The sequence below is a fragment of the Paracoccus everestensis genome (assembly GCF_021491915.1).
Classification (GTDB): Bacteria; Pseudomonadota; Alphaproteobacteria; order Rhodobacterales; family Rhodobacteraceae; genus Paracoccus; species Paracoccus everestensis.
This window is the reverse complement of record NZ_CP090836.1, coordinates 2819059-2832618: the sequence shown is the minus strand read 5'-3', so window position 1 is coordinate 2832618 and position 13560 is coordinate 2819059. Positions and strand designations below refer to the sequence as shown.

Genomic DNA, 13560 nt, shown 5'->3' with positions numbered 1-13560 from the left:
GAATCACGACAGATAAACTGATGAGATCATCAAAATCCCGTTCGCGCAACAAGTCGAACCGCCAGCGCAGCACGCTTGGCAATGTCGTCAACCGCGTTTTCGACAGCTCTGGCCCCGAGGGCAAGGTGCGCGGAACGCCCCAGCAGATCATTGAAAAATACCTGAGCCTGGCCCGCGACGCGCAATTGTCCGGCGACCGCGTGGCCGAGCAGTCCTTTCTGCAACACGCCGAGCATTACACGCGGATGCTGGGCGAGGCGCAAAAGGAAATGGCCGAGCGCCAGCAATATCACCAGCCCCGCCAAGACGGTGAAGAAGGGCGCGAGGCCCAGCCGAACGGCAACAATAACGGGCATCAGAACCGCGATGGGGGCGGACGCGACGATGCTGGCCGCGAAAACGGAAACGGCAACGGACGCGATCATACCCGCCGCGACACCGGCGGGCGTGACACCGGCACGCGCGACAGCGGCGGGCGTGACACCGGAGGACGCGACAGCGGCAACCGTGATGCCGCGCATCGTGACCAGCAGCGCGATCAAGGCGGCCGCGACCAGGCCCCCCGCGATGGAGGCCAGCGCGAACAGCCCGGCTTTGAACCGGTCGCCGAGGTCCGGGAGGAGCAGCCGGAACTTCGCCAGCCTGATCCCCTCATGGAGCCCTTGCCCGAGGGCCTGCCGGACGCCGTGACGACATCCGAGGACGAGACCGCAGGCCCGGTCGAGACGCCCGAGGCCGCGTCCAAGCCTGCCCGCAGCCGCGCCCCACGCGCGCCGCGTGGCGAAAAGCCTGCGGCACCTCGTGCCCCGCGCGGCCGACGCAAGGCGCCCGAGGACGAGACAAGGTCTGAGGATACGCCCGCCACCGGCGAGGAATAGGAACAAGGGGCCGCGGCGATCAGCCAGCGGCCCTTTTTCAATGCCCGCTGCGGGCGGCCTGCAAGGCGCGGGCAAGCGCGCAGAACCGTTCCAGTTCGATCTCCTCGGCCCGTGCGGTGGGGGGGATCTGCGCCTGTTCCAGCAGCGCATCGATCCGGGGATGCAGGCCCCGCAAGGACGCGCGCAGCATCTTGCGCCGCTGGTTGAAACCCGCTGCCGTCACCTGCGACAGGATCGCCGGGTCGGCGGGAAAGCGGGGGACAGACAGGGCGGTCAGATGGACCACGGCGGAATGGATTTTGGGAGCGGGCACGAAGGCCTCGGGCGGCAGGGTCATCACGATGCGTGCATCCGCCCGCCACTGGGCCAGCAGCGCCAAGCGACCATAGGCCTTGCTGCCCGGTGCGGCGACGATCCTTTCCGCGACCTCTTTCTGGAACATCAGCGTCAGCGATTGCCAGAAGGGCGGCCAGTCGCGCGGCGTCAGCCAGCGGATCAGCAGCTCCGTTCCGACATTATAGGGCAGGTTCGCCGCGATTCGGATCGGCGGGGTCAGATGCGCCAGCGGGTCGATGTCCAGGGCGTCGCCATGGATCACCGTCAGTCGGCCCGGATAGCGGTCGGCGATTTCCTGCAAGGCAGGCAGGGCACGGGCATCCTTTTCGATGGCTAGGACATGGCGCGCCCCTTCGGCCAGCAACCCGCGCGTCAGTCCGCCAGGACCGGGACCGATTTCCAGCACGTCGCATTGCGTCATGTCGCCCGCCTGGCGTGCGATCTTGGCGGTCAGGTTCAGGTCCAGCAGGAAGTTCTGGCCCAGCTGCTTTTTCGCGCGCAGGTCGTGGCGGGCGATCACCTCGCGCAGGGGGGGCAGGTTGTCGATGGTGGTCATGCCCGCGCCGCCGCCATGTCGCGGGCCATGCGCAAGGCGGCGATGGTCGAGGCCGGATCGGCGATGCCCTGGCCCGCAATGTCAAAGGCGGTGCCGTGGTCGGGCGAGGTGCGGATGAACGGCAGGCCCAGCGTCACATTCACGCCGCCCGCGAAATCTAGCGTCTTGATGGGGATCAGCGCCTGGTCGTGATAAGCGCAGACCGCCGCGTCATATCGGGCGCGGGCGGGGGCGTGAAACATCGTGTCGGCGGGCAGGGGGCCGGCCAGGTCAAAGCCCTCGGCCCGCAGGCGCGCCAGCAGGGAAACCATCCAGTCGGTTTCCTGGCGGCCCATCGTGCCGCCTTCACCCGCATGGGGGTTCAGGCCCGCAACCGCCAGTCGCGGGGCGGGGATACCGAAGTCGCGGATCATCGCGGCGTGCGTGATGCGGATGGCCTGTTCCAGAACCGCATCGGTCAGCGCGGCGGGCACGTCCTGCAACGGGATATGGATCGTCGCGGGCACCACGCGGCAGGGCGGATCCACCGTGGTCGAGGCCAGCATCATCACGACCGGAACATCACCGGCCAGATGGGCCAGGTATTCGGTATGGCCCGGAAAGGCAAAGCCCGCGCCTTCCTTCAGCGCCTGCTTGCTGATGGGCAGGGTGCAGATTCCCGCCGCCCGTCCCGACATCGCCAGATCCACCGCGCGTGCGATCACGTCGATCACGCCTGCCGCATTGGCAGGGTCGGGGCGGCCCGGTTCGGCGGGCGCGGCAAAATCGTGGCGCAGCACGGCCAGATGCCCGGCAGGCACCGGATCGCCGGGCGCGGCGATTTCCGTGAAGGCCGTGCCCGCAGGCAGATGGCGCGGATCGCCCATCCAGGCAAAATCCACACCTGACGCAAGCGCCTGCGGGGCCAGTTCCGGCCCGACGCCCGCCGGTTCGCCGCAGGTCAGGATGATGCGGCCCGCCGTCACGGGCGGCGAATGATAGCTTCGGCCCGCAATTCGGCCAGATAGGCTTCGGCGGCGGCATTGGCCTTGCGGTTGAAGATCTCGTCGCGCACGGCCTCGCGGGTGGGCAGGTCGCTTGCATTCGGCACCGCGGCCTCGACTCCGTCGTCCGGCAGGGCGGTCGTGGGCACGTCGGCCGCCATGTCCGCCACCAAGGCAGGCTGGCGGGAACACAGCATCACCAGATCGGCGCCGTTGCCATAATCGACCACGCCGGCCTCGTCCGCGTCCATCGAGGCCAGGCGTTGCGCGACAAGCGTCGGGATCGCGCCTTGCGGCACAGTCTGGCGCTGCACCTGGCCCGCTTGCGCCCCTGCCTGGACATACAGGTCGTCGCAGGACAGCGCCCGCGCGGCCAGCGTTGCTGCATCCGCGGCGGACGCCAGGCGCAGGGTCGCATAGTCGATCACCTGTTCCGTCGCACCGGGTCGCAGCGTCCCCTGGCTGTCGCGCAGGTGGAACAGCACGACCGCCCCCTCGACCGTCAGCGGCTGGGTGGTTTGGCCGGGCTGCAGGGCGGTGATCACCGGACGCAGGCCGGGGGGCAGGTTGTCGATGTTGACCCAGGCCAGCCGCCCGCCCGCCTGCGCCGATTCGGCGGCGGAATATTGCCGCGCCGCAGCCTCGAATTCATCCGACGACAGCCCCGCGCCGGCGATCTGGCGGGCTAGGTTCAGGGCCTGCTGTTCCTGCCCCGGCGGAGCGGGAATGATCAGTTCGGAAATCAGCACCCGCGATAGGATCGGCGTTTCGACCACGCGGCGCAGTTCCTGGTCCACCTCGGCATCCGACACCTTGATCCGGGGGACCACGCGTTCGCGGATGACCGACCGCCACACCAGGCCCGCGCTGACGAAATCGCGATAAGCCTGGGGTTCGACGCCCGCGTTTTCCAGGGCCGCGGTGAATTCGGCCGCAGACAGGCCCGCCCGGCTTGCAAATTCCTCAAGCCCGTTCTGCAGGCCTTCGTCGGTAGGGACAATCCCCAGCTGCCGCGCCGCGTAATTGCGCAGCCGGTCGTCGATCAATGCCTGCTGCGCCTCGGCGGGAGTAGTGTTCGGCGCACCCACGATCTGCATGAACCGCTGGCGCTGCCCGACCTCGTATCGGGTGATGGCGGCGTTGTTGATATAAACCACCGGCTCGAACAGGTTCTGCGCCAGGATCGGCGCGGGCGCCGCCGCCAGGGCCGCCGTCAAGGCGAGGCCGGAAAGGAAATGCCGCATCTGCTGCCCCTTTGTGTTCGTTTCTTGGCGCAAACCTTAGCGTATGCAGGACCGGCGCGCCACCGTGCCCGGCAAGTCTTCCTGCGTCCCGAAACCGCCCAGGCGGACCGACAGGCCCAGGCTGGTTTCCGCCCGCACACTGTCCGAACTGGTGAAGCGGCGCGAGACGCCCATGTCCACCGTTAGGCATTCATTGCGATAGGTCAGGTCCAGCGACGCGCGCTGCGCCCGGTCGGCCACGAAGTCATAGCGGGTTTCGGCACTGCCCCACCAGCCGTCGCGAATCTGCCATCCGACATTGGCGGCCAGTTCGCTGATGGTAGGGCGTTCCGGATTCCCGTCATCGCCGTCCAGCCACAGATGACCCGCCGACAATTGCAGATCGTTGCGCAGCCAGCCCAGCCGCAATTCGTTGCGCGACATATCCAGGCCGTCGTCGAACAGCGCCCGGTTGGCGATGGCAAGGCCCGTCCCGCTGTCGTATTGCGCCGCCACCAGCCAATCCGAACGGGTTCCCGACAGGGCGGATCCCTCGGGGAAGGCGGGTTCGGGATCGGCGCGCAGCACCCGGCCCCCTGTCAGGGCCAGCGACCAGCCTGTCGGGTCCATGCGGGTCCAAGTCACGCCCAGGTTGGCGCGCAGGCCCCCTTCGCGCGCGTCCCAGCCCGGGAAGCGGTTGTCGGAAAACAGGTTGCCTTCGTCGAACTCGACAAGGCGGCTGTCCTCGTTCGGGATGTCGTCGTCGTTCCCTGACGGGGAATACAGGATCTGCGCCACGGGTTCGACCAGATGCGTCGCCCCGTCGCGGCCGCCGATCAGCGGCCACCGCAATTCCACGCCCACCATCGGGTCGGCGCGCGCCACGAGGTCGTCAAAGCGGCTGTCCTGCGCGATGCGGTAAATGTCGGCGTCGATCCCCGCCAGGGCGGCGCCTACCACGCCGCCCGCAAGGATCTCGCTGCGCCGCCAGTCAAGGCCTACCGAGGCGCGGGCCATGTCGCGCCCCACCTGATCCTGGTCGGACGGGCGGCGATGCGCATGGACCGACCATTCCAGGGCCGCCTGTCCGCCGATATAGCGGGGGCTGAAGCTGCGCTGCCAGATCACGTCGGCCACCTGGGCGGGCGAGGTGCTGTTGTCTTCGTCGTCGCGGAGGGAATGGTAATTGCCGACGCGCCCGAAGAACAGCTTGTCGCGGGTCACGCGTTCCACGGTAAAGCCGCTCCACAGCCGGTCGGCCTCGGTGATGTCGTAATCCAGCAGATATCCCCGGTCGGATGCCGCCTGAACCTGGACCCCTAGGCGATAGCCGCGCGGCAGGTCGACCAGGGCATTGCCAAAGACGTATCCCCGCGTCTCGCCCGCCTCGATGTCATCGCGGCTGACCGCGCCGTTCCATTCGGTCACGCCATTCGACCAGGCTTGCCTGTAACGCAGTTCCAGCGTCCGCGTCCGGCTGGCCGAGACATAGGGCGTGACCGTAACATCCGCATGATCGCCCAGGGTGACGAAATAGGGAAGCTTGATCCCGAACCCCAGCCCCGAGGTTGTCCGGAATTCCGGCCGCAGGAAGCCCGTGCGACGTTCGACCGTGGGATCGGGGGCGGTCACGGTAAAGGGCGCGGCGGCAAGCGGGATGCCCCAGGCGCGGAATTGCGGATGATCAAAGGTCAGCAGCCGGGTTTCCGCGTCATGGGTGATGCTGCGGGCGCGAATCTCCCACAAGGGGGTCGGGTCGCTGGCGCAAATCTGGCAGCTTGAGGCGACAACCTGGCGCAAGGTGGTGGTCCGGCCGTTTCCGGTGCGGGTCAGTTCGGTGGCGGCAAGCTGCAATTCGCGGGCCAGCACCAGCCGCGCGCCTCGGATGATGCCGTCTTGCAGCTCGCGGTCCAGCTGGCCGCTGTCGGCAATCAGGATCGCCTCGGCATCGGGGTCCACGGCACCGGGGCGGGACAGATGGATCGGGCCTTCTATGGTCAGGTCGCCCGATGGACCGTCCACGACGATGCGGGAGGCCACCAGCCGGGCACCCTGGTACCAGACGACCACGCCGCCCGCCGCAATCAGCGTCTGGTCGCCTTGCAGGACCATGCTGTCGGCCAAAACCGTTGCCGCATCGTCGCGTGGTCCGTCCAGCGGGCGGGCGGGCAGGGTCACGTTCGTGTCGGGGGCCGCGGCCCGCAAGGGGGTGGCATCAGGGGTGCGGTCGCCCAGGATGCTGTTGCCCAAGGGGTCGGCGGTGGGCGCCAGGGCAGCCTCGTCGGTCCAGCGGAAGGTGCTTGGGCCGCCCAGGCTGCCTGCGCCCAGGCCCGGATCCTGGGACAGCATCGTCTGGCCAAGCGCCATGCCCGGCAGCAATGCCAGCCCCAATGCCCAGCCCTTCAGCACGCGCGTCGTCATCCGTCCTCCCGCGCCAGGATCAGCGCCAAGGCCAGAAGCCCGCCGACCAGGGGCGGCGTCCATCCTGCCAGCAAGGGCGGCACCTGGCCATTGTCGCCCAGAACCTGCGCCAGATTGCGCAGAAAGAACAGCCCGATCCCGGCCCCGAAGGCCAGCAGCACTGCCCCGCCGGTATTGCGTCCCCGGACGTGCTGCATGGTAAAGGCGGCGGCGATCAGCACCATCGCCCCCATCAGGAAGGGCCGCGCCAGTTCCATCTGCAACCAGACCTTGTGGCGCGCGGCCGAAAAGCCCGCCCGCTCAAGTCCCGCGATAAAGCCCGGCAGTTGCCAGACCGGCACCGCCTCGGGACGGCCAAAGCCCTCGCGGATGCGCTGCGCGGTCAGGTCGGATGCCAGTTCCATCCGGTCGGCGGACGTGGCGGCAGCTTCGGGATTGGAATTTGACAGGGGATAGTCGCGGACATCGGACAGTTCCCACTGGCCGGGCACCAGCCTAGCCTGCCGGGCCTCGATCCGGCGGACCGGACCGGCGGCTTCGTCGAAGACCATGAAGGTGGCGTCGTAAAGCGTCGTCGCATCGGGGCTGGCGCGGCTGGCGCGGATGACGATTTGGCCCGATTCCTCGGACCCCTCGGTCACGGCCTGGCGCAGCCAGACGGCGCTGTCGCCCACCGATACCGTCTGGCGGCTGTCCCGGTCGATCCGGGCCACGGCCTCGTCAAAGCGCGCGCCGGTAACGGCCACCAGGGGGTTCAGCAGCGCCACCGTCAGCGCGCCCACAAGCGCGGCCGTGACGGCAGGGGCGGTGACGACCTTCAGCGCGGATCGGCCCGATGCCCGGATCGCCACCATTTCCGACGTGCGCGCCAGGTTCAAAAACAGCGCGATCCCCGCCAGCACCGTCAGCAAGGGCAGGATCGAATAAAAGCTGGAAGCGACGTTCAGTCCCGCCAGCCCCAGGGCGCCGCCCAGGCCGATGTCGCGGTCGGAAAACCGGCGGATCATCTCGATTATGTCGATCAGAAGCAGGATCAGCAGGAACGCCCCGGTGATCGTGACAAAGGACCGCAGAAAGCGGCGCGCGACATAGCGGGCCAGGATCATGCCGGTGCGCCCCTGTGCTTCAGGCGGCGCGGCTTGCCCGCCAGCCACAAAAGCCCCAGGCACATCACCGTGCCCGCCGCCGCCGGAATATAGAGCAGCGGCCAAAGGGCAGGGTCGCGTCCGACCTGATTGGCGGCGGCATTGGTCAGAAACTGCACCACGATCAGCCCGAGGATCGCCCACAGCACCTGACGCCACACGCCGAACCGCGAATAGCCGCCGATCAGAAGCGTGGCAAATCCGATCATCGCGGCGATGGGCGACAACAGCGGCTGGGCGATCCTTTCATGCGCCTCGCGCCGGGCATCGGGCGCGGTGGCCCCGGTGGCGGCCAGCAGATCGGCATCCGGGTTCAACAAGCGCAGCGTGCCGTAGTCGCGCAGGTCGCGGCCTTTTTGCCCGCCGCCGGTCAGCATGGCCCCGATGTCATAGCTGAATTCCCCGAACCGCGTGACCGCCAGCGACGGGCGGTCCCCCGCCTGGCGCAGGTTCTGCGACATGCCGCGCAACAGGATCAGCACCGGTCCGGTATCCGTGCGCACGACCAGGGCTTCCTCGGACGTATAGATCATCTGGTTCGCGGGATCGCGCGCATCCTCGATGAACAGATCCAGCAGGCGGCCGTCGGCGGCGATGTCGCGGATGAACAGGGTGATGCCGTCCGTCGGGTATTGAAAGCTGCCGGGGCGCAGGAACTGCTCGGTCACGTCCTGGGCCAGTTCCGCTTGCCGGTCGGCCAGCCGCGCGCGGGCCAGGGGCACCAGGCCGTGGACCAGCACCGCCACCATCAGCCCCACGAAGACGCCGAAAACCAGCACCGGCCGCGCCAGCCGCCAGGGCGACAGCCCCGCCGCCTGCATGGCGACCAGTTCCGATTCCCCCGCCATCCGGTTCGTCCCGTAGGCCGCCGCCGCAAAGCCCGCCACCGGCAGCACGACCGAGATCACAAGGGGCAGCGTCAGCGCCGTGAATTCCAGCACCACAAGCGCGGTCTGCCCGTCGCTGAGAAGATCGTCGAACAGGCTGACCGTGCGGTTGATCCAGTAAACCGACACCAGCACCAGGGCGAAGAACCCGAACAGGGTCAGCAACTGGCTGAGGATATAGCGGTCGATCCGGGGCATATCGCGGGGGGTATCCTTGGGGCGGCAGTCACATCCTTGCTTAGCGGCAAGGGCGGCTCTGGAAAAGGGTGCGCGGGGCGTCTAGGCTTTGATCCGCAGAATGATGAGGACGCCATGACCCACCCCGTCGAAATCACCTTTACCGAAACCGCCGCCGACCGTCTGGCCGGGCATCAGGGACGGGTGGCAATGATCGTCGCCCCGGGGGGCGACCTGCCGCCGGGCCTGCCGGACGCGACCCGGCAGGCGGCGTGGCGGGCGATGGACTCCAGGGCGGGCAAGGCGCTGAAGCCCGGCGCGGCCCTGGAACTGGCTTTTCCGGCGGGGATGGAGGCGGATGCCCTGACGCTGGTGGCGCTGCCCGACGATGCCACCGTGGACCAGGCGCGCAAGGCAGGGGCGGCCATCGGCGCCAAGCTGGGCAAGACCCACACGCTGGTGCTGGCGGGCGCGCATCCGCTGGCCAACGAGGTGGCCTTGGGCATCGCGCTGCGGGGATACGACTTTTCCGTTTACCAGACAAAGCCCGTCGAGGGTGATGGGGACGCAGGCGCCGACCCGATCCCGCAAAGCATCACGCATGAACCCGACACGGCGGTTCTGGCCGATGCCCAGGCCGACAGCGCCCCGGAAGCGCCCGCCGAGCCGGTCAGCGAAAAGGCCCGCGTGACCTTCATGGCCGAAGGCCCCGAGGCCCTGGCGAAGTCTGCCCAGGACGCGGCGGCGGTTGCCGAAGGCGTGTTCTTCACCCGCGATCTGGTCAACGAACCGGCCAACGTCCTGACCACCAGCGATTTCGCCGACCGCCTGAAGGCGATGGAGGAGATCGGCCTGACCGTCGAGGTGCTGGAGGAGGACCAGCTGGCCGAACTGGGGATGCGCGCGCTGCTGGGCGTGGGGCAGGGGTCGGAAAGCCCGTCCAAGGTCGTGGTGATGCACTGGAACGGCGGCGGCGACGAGGCGCCCTTGGCCCTGGTCGGCAAGGGCGTGGTCTTCGACACCGGCGGCATTTCCATCAAGCCTGCCGCGGGCATGGAGGAGATGACCATGGACATGGGCGGCGCGGGTGTCGTCGCGGGCGTGATGCGCACGCTGGCGCTGCGCCGGGCGAAAGCCAATGTCGTGGGCCTGGTGGGACTGGTGGAAAACATGCCCGACGGCCGTGCCCAGCGTCCCGGCGACATCGTGCGGTCCATGAAGGGCGACACGATCGAGGTGATCAACACCGATGCCGAGGGCCGCTTGGTGCTGGCCGATGTGCTGTGGTATGCGCAGACCCGCTTCAATCCTTCGGCCGTGATCGATCTGGCGACGCTGACCGGGGCGGTGATCATCGCGCTTGGCCATGACAATGCGGGCGTCTTTGCCAACGACGACGCGCTGGCCGACAGCATCCTGGCCGCCGCCAAGGCCGAGGGCGAGGGTGCCTGGCGCCTGCCGCTGGGCCAGCCCTATGATACCCTGATCAAGTCGCGCCTGGCCGACATGAAGAACACCGGCGGGCGCGCGGCGGGGTCGATCACGGCGGCGCAGTTCCTGCAACGCTTCATCCGCAAGGGCACCCCCTGGGCGCATATCGACATCGCGGGCGTGGCGCTGCCGCCAGCCGCCACCGACCTTGCGCCTAAGGGTGCGACCGGCTGGGGGGTGATGACGCTGGATCGCCTGGTCCGTGACGGCTACGAGGCGAAATAGGCCCGGTGGGCAACGCGCTGTTCTATCACCTGACCCGGTCCCCCGCCGAAAGCCTGTTGCCGCAACTGATCGGCAAGTCGCTGGCGGCGGGCTGGCACGTGGAACTGCGCGGCACGGATCCGGGCCGGATGGAGCGGCTGGATCTGCACCTGTGGCAAGGCGACGGCTTCCTGCCGCATGGCCTGGCCGGCGGTCCGCATGACGCGCGACAGCCCGTGTTGTTGACGCTGGCCGGACAGGGGGCCGCCAACGATCCCGCCTGCCTGATGGCCCTTGACGGGGCCGAGATCACGCCTTCCGAGGTGCAGGCCCTGGAACGCGCCTGCATCATCTTCGACGGCGGCGATGCGGCGGCCACTGCCCGGGCGCGCGACCAATGGCGGGTGCTGACCGGCGGGGGCGTCGCGGCGGAATACTGGTCCGAGGAAGGCGGCCGCTGGGAACGCAAGCGATAGCGCCGCATCGACTTGGCGCTGGCGCCGGTGCCACAAGGCGGACCGTGTGATTGAACCCGGGCCTGGCGAAAGGAAAGCCGGATGCCGTTCGTGGCCTGATCACGCCGCCGCGTGACCGGAAAGCCTTGCATGCAGGTCGGCGCGGCGCAGGCTGGCCTTGGGGCCTTGCATCACCGCGCGGCCGCGTTCCAGGACCAGGAAATCATCGCCCAGGTCCCAGGCGAAATCGAAGAACTGTTCGACCAGGACAACCGCCATGTCGCCCCGGTCTCGCAGGCCCGCGATGACGCGGCCGATCTGGGCGATGATGTTGGGCTGGATCCCCTCGGTCGGTTCGTCCAGCAGCAGGACGCGCGGTCTTGTGATCAGGGCGCGGGCGATGGCAAGCTGTTGCTGCTGGCCGCCCGACAGATCGCCGCCGCGTCGGTGGGCCATTTCCGCCAGGACGGGGAAGCTGTCGAAGAGCTCGTCCGGAATGCGGCGGTCCCTGCGGGGCAGGCAGGCGAATCCCGTCTGCAGGTTCTCGCGCACGGTCAGCATGGGAAAGATCGCCCGGCCCTGCGGGACATAGCCCACGCCCATGCGCGCCATTGCTTGCGCCGTGACGCGCCCCAAGTCACGGCCGTCGAACCGCAGGGTGCCCCCGGATCGGGGATGCCGCCCGGCCAGCAGGTTCATCAGCGATGTCTTGCCCACGCCGTTGTTGCCCATCACGCAGGTCACGGATCCGGGGCGGGCCGTGATGTCGATCCCGTGCAGGATCTGGCTTCCGCCGTAATGCAGGGTCAGGTTGGTGGCTTCCAGCATCTTTCAGCGCCCCAGATAGACTTCGACGACGTCGGGATTGCGGGTCACATGGTCCAGGGAACCTTCCGCCAGCACCGACCCCTGGTGCAGGACCGTGACCTTGCAGTTCAGGCGGCGCACGAAGTCCATGTCGTGTTCCACCACCACCACGGCGCGGGTCTGCGCCAGCCGCACCAGCAGGGCCGTGGTTTGCTCTCGTTCCGCCAGCGTCATGCCGGCGGCGGGTTCATCGACCAGCAGCAGGCGCGGGGCCGATGCCAGCAGCATCCCGATTTCCAGCCATTGCTTTTGCCCATGGGACAATTCCCCGGCCTTGCGGGCGACCTGGGCTGCCAGGCCGACCTCGGAGGCCAGGTCCGCGACCCGTTCCGCTGACGCGCGCGACGGCCGCCAGCCCAGCACGGCAAAGGGGCTGCGGTTGGCCTTCAGCGCCATGGTCAGGTTGTCCGCGACGCTCTGGTCCTCGAAGACGGTGGGACGCTGGAACTTGCGCCCCACGCCCTCGCGGGCGATCTGCGCCTCGTTCATGCGCAGCAGCGATTTCGGCGGGCTGCCCCATTTCACGTCGCCCGCGTCGGGGCGGGTCTTGCCGGTCACGATGTCCATGAAGGTGGTCTTGCCCGCCCCATTGGGACCGATCACGGCCCGCAACTCGACAGGGCCGATGCTGAAGGACAGGTTGTTGATCGCCCGGAACCCGTCAAAGCTGACGGAAATGCCGTCCACCTCCAGCAACGCCGTCATGCTTTGGCCTCCTGTTCCTGCAACGCGCCCTGGTCGGGACCAAGGTCGCGGCCATGCCGCTGCGGCGGGCGCAATCCGCCCAGCCAATCGACGATGCCCGCGATGCCCTTGGGCGCGAACAGCGTGACCCCCACGAAGCTGATGCCAAGCGCCACCTGCCACCAGTCCACCCAGTTCACCGTATAGCCCGGCAGGCGGATCCCCGGCGCCCGCCCGCCCGTGAACCAGCTTGACAGCAGCGAGACGACGACCGCGCCGATGATCGCGCCATACAGCCTGCCGCGTCCGCCGATCGCCACCCAGACCGCCAGATAGATCGAGGCGATGGGCATCAGCTCGGCCGGGTTGATGATCCCTGCCTGCGGGTAATACAGCGCCCCCGCGATGGCGGTGATCACTGCGGCCAGGGTGAAGACCACCAGCTTGAAGCCCTCGACCGGATAGCCCAGGAAGCGCACGCGGGTCTCGTCGTCGCGGATCGCGCGGATCACGCTGCCGAACTTGCCGCTGACCAGCCATGCCGCCAAGACGTAAGCCAGGCCCAGGGTCATGGCCGAGGCCCACAGGAACCAGACCGACAGCGTCGCCTGATCGACCGCATCGAGGCCGGGAATGTTCTGCAAGCCCGACAGCCCGTTGTTGCCCCGGAAGCCACTGTCGTTCTGGAACAGCCACAAGGCCAAGGCCAGCGTCATTGCCTGGGTCAGGATCGACAGATAGACCCCGTTGACGCGGCTGCGGAAGGCCAGCCATCCGAAGACCAGGGCCAGCAGGCCGGGCACCGCCAAGACCAGCAGAAGCTGGATCGGCAGCGAATGGGCGAAGGACCAGGCCAGCGGCAGGTCGGACGATCCGACCACGCCGAAGATCTGGTTGGCGACGCCCTCCCGCAGTTCCTGTGGGGTGGGTGGAATGGGGTTTCCGGCCATGGATGCCGCGACGATGCCTTCGGTCCGCGCATACATCAGCCATTGCCCGATCAGGTATCCGCCAAGGGCAAAGAACGCCATCTGCCCCAGCGACAGGATCCCCAGGTAGCCCCAGACCAGATCCATCGCCACCGCCGCAAGCGCCAGGCACAATGTCTTGCCCAGCACCTTCACGGTGGATGTGGGGATCAGCCCGGTGCCATAGGCCTGGCTCAGCAGGGTCACGGCGACAATGAAGACGGCCAGAACCGCCAGCACCACCAGGATCGAGGGGTTGCGCAGGATGAAGGATTGCCGGGTCAT

Annotated in this window: 12 protein-coding genes; 3 read left to right on the top strand and 9 right to left on the bottom strand. The window is 68.2% G+C overall.

All coding sequences use genetic code 11. The features are described from left to right. The first annotated feature begins 20 nt into the window (after positions 1–20). Positions 21–878: a DUF4167 domain-containing protein gene (locus LZ585_RS14145; protein WP_234854166.1), complete on the top strand. Its 858-nt coding sequence runs from the start codon at positions 21–23 to the stop codon at positions 876–878. Between the two features lie 37 nt (positions 879–915). Here LZ585_RS14145 and rsmA read toward each other — a convergent pair whose 3' ends face one another. The 6 genes from rsmA to lptF are packed head-to-tail and all read right to left on the bottom strand — an operon-like array spanning position 916 to position 8627. Continuing rightward, positions 916–1770, bottom strand: coding sequence for a 16S rRNA (adenine(1518)-N(6)/adenine(1519)-N(6))-dimethyltransferase RsmA (gene rsmA / locus LZ585_RS14140; RefSeq protein ID WP_234854165.1), 855 nt, complete (start codon positions 1768–1770; stop codon positions 916–918). Further along, positions 1767–2735, bottom strand: coding sequence for a 4-hydroxythreonine-4-phosphate dehydrogenase PdxA (gene pdxA / locus LZ585_RS14135; protein ID WP_234854164.1), 969 nt, complete (start codon positions 2733–2735; stop codon positions 1767–1769). The genes rsmA and pdxA overlap by 4 nt, the downstream gene beginning before the upstream one ends. Continuing rightward, positions 2732–3997 (bottom strand): peptidylprolyl isomerase, encoded by a 1266-nt coding sequence (locus LZ585_RS14130; RefSeq protein ID WP_234854163.1) that lies wholly within the window; start codon positions 3995–3997, stop codon positions 2732–2734. The genes pdxA and LZ585_RS14130 overlap by 4 nt, the downstream gene beginning before the upstream one ends. A 36-nt stretch (positions 3998–4033) precedes the next feature. After that, positions 4034–6397: an LPS-assembly protein LptD gene (locus tag LZ585_RS14125; RefSeq protein ID WP_234854162.1), complete on the bottom strand. Its 2364-nt coding sequence runs from the start codon at positions 6395–6397 to the stop codon at positions 4034–4036. Next, complete coding sequence (gene lptG, locus LZ585_RS14120; protein WP_234854161.1) at positions 6394–7503, bottom strand: LPS export ABC transporter permease LptG; 1110 nt, start codon at positions 7501–7503, stop codon at positions 6394–6396. Before lptG ends, LZ585_RS14125 begins: the two co-directional genes overlap by 4 nt. Further along, positions 7500–8627 (bottom strand): LPS export ABC transporter permease LptF, encoded by a 1128-nt coding sequence (gene lptF, locus LZ585_RS14115; RefSeq protein ID WP_234854160.1) that lies wholly within the window; start codon positions 8625–8627, stop codon positions 7500–7502. Before lptF ends, lptG begins: the two co-directional genes overlap by 4 nt. Before the next feature lie 114 nt (positions 8628–8741). On the opposite strand from lptF, the gene LZ585_RS14110 reads away from it, so the two are divergent. Together LZ585_RS14110 and LZ585_RS14105 are read left to right on the top strand one after the other, a co-directional pair. Then, positions 8742–10322 (top strand): leucyl aminopeptidase, encoded by a 1581-nt coding sequence (locus LZ585_RS14110; protein WP_234854159.1) that lies wholly within the window; start codon positions 8742–8744, stop codon positions 10320–10322. 5 nt (positions 10323–10327) lie between these two features. Further along, a complete protein-coding gene (locus LZ585_RS14105) occupies positions 10328–10777 on the top strand; it encodes a DNA polymerase III subunit chi (RefSeq protein WP_234854158.1) in 450 nt (149 codons plus the stop codon). Positions 10778–10876: 99 nt separating this feature from the next. On the opposite strand, the gene urtE is transcribed toward LZ585_RS14105, so the two are convergent. Genes urtE through urtC form a run of 3 tightly spaced genes read right to left on the bottom strand, consistent with a single transcriptional unit; the run spans position 10877 to position 13560 of the window. Next, positions 10877–11584 carry an urea ABC transporter ATP-binding subunit UrtE gene (gene urtE / locus LZ585_RS14100; protein WP_234854157.1) on the bottom strand — a complete coding sequence of 236 codons (708 nt, stop codon included), beginning with the start codon at positions 11582–11584 and terminating at the stop codon, positions 10877–10879. A 3-nt stretch (positions 11585–11587) separates the two neighbouring features. After that, positions 11588–12328 carry an urea ABC transporter ATP-binding protein UrtD gene (gene urtD / locus LZ585_RS14095; RefSeq protein ID WP_234854156.1) on the bottom strand — a complete coding sequence of 247 codons (741 nt, stop codon included), beginning with the start codon at positions 12326–12328 and terminating at the stop codon, positions 11588–11590. After that, positions 12325–13560, bottom strand: coding sequence for an urea ABC transporter permease subunit UrtC (urtC, locus tag LZ585_RS14090; protein WP_234854155.1), 1236 nt, complete (start codon positions 13558–13560; stop codon positions 12325–12327). The genes urtD and urtC overlap by 4 nt, the downstream gene beginning before the upstream one ends.

Bases quoted from the DNA above. Each gene is read 5' to 3' on its own strand.
- LZ585_RS14145 (WP_234854166.1), top strand. From the start codon at position 21: ATGAGATCATCAAAATCCCGTTCGCGCAACAAGTCGAACCGCCAGCGC.
- rsmA (WP_234854165.1), bottom strand. From the start codon at position 1,770: ATGACCACCATCGACAACCTGCCCCCCCTGCGCGAGGTGATCGCCCGC.
- LZ585_RS14130 (WP_234854163.1), bottom strand. From the start codon at position 3,997: ATGCGGCATTTCCTTTCCGGCCTCGCCTTGACGGCGGCCCTGGCGGCG.
- LZ585_RS14125 (WP_234854162.1), bottom strand. From the start codon at position 6,397: ATGACGACGCGCGTGCTGAAGGGCTGGGCATTGGGGCTGGCATTGCTG.
- lptG (WP_234854161.1), bottom strand. From the start codon at position 7,503: ATGATCCTGGCCCGCTATGTCGCGCGCCGCTTTCTGCGGTCCTTTGTC.
- lptF (WP_234854160.1), bottom strand. From the start codon at position 8,627: ATGCCCCGGATCGACCGCTATATCCTCAGCCAGTTGCTGACCCTGTTC.
- LZ585_RS14110 (WP_234854159.1), top strand. From the start codon at position 8,742: ATGACCCACCCCGTCGAAATCACCTTTACCGAAACCGCCGCCGACCGT.
- urtE (WP_234854157.1), bottom strand. From the start codon at position 11,584: ATGCTGGAAGCCACCAACCTGACCCTGCATTACGGCGGAAGCCAGATC.
- urtD (WP_234854156.1), bottom strand. From the start codon at position 12,328: ATGACGGCGTTGCTGGAGGTGGACGGCATTTCCGTCAGCTTTGACGGG.
- urtC (WP_234854155.1), bottom strand. From the start codon at position 13,560: ATGACCCGGCAATCCTTCATCCTGCGCAACCCCTCGATCCTGGTGGTG.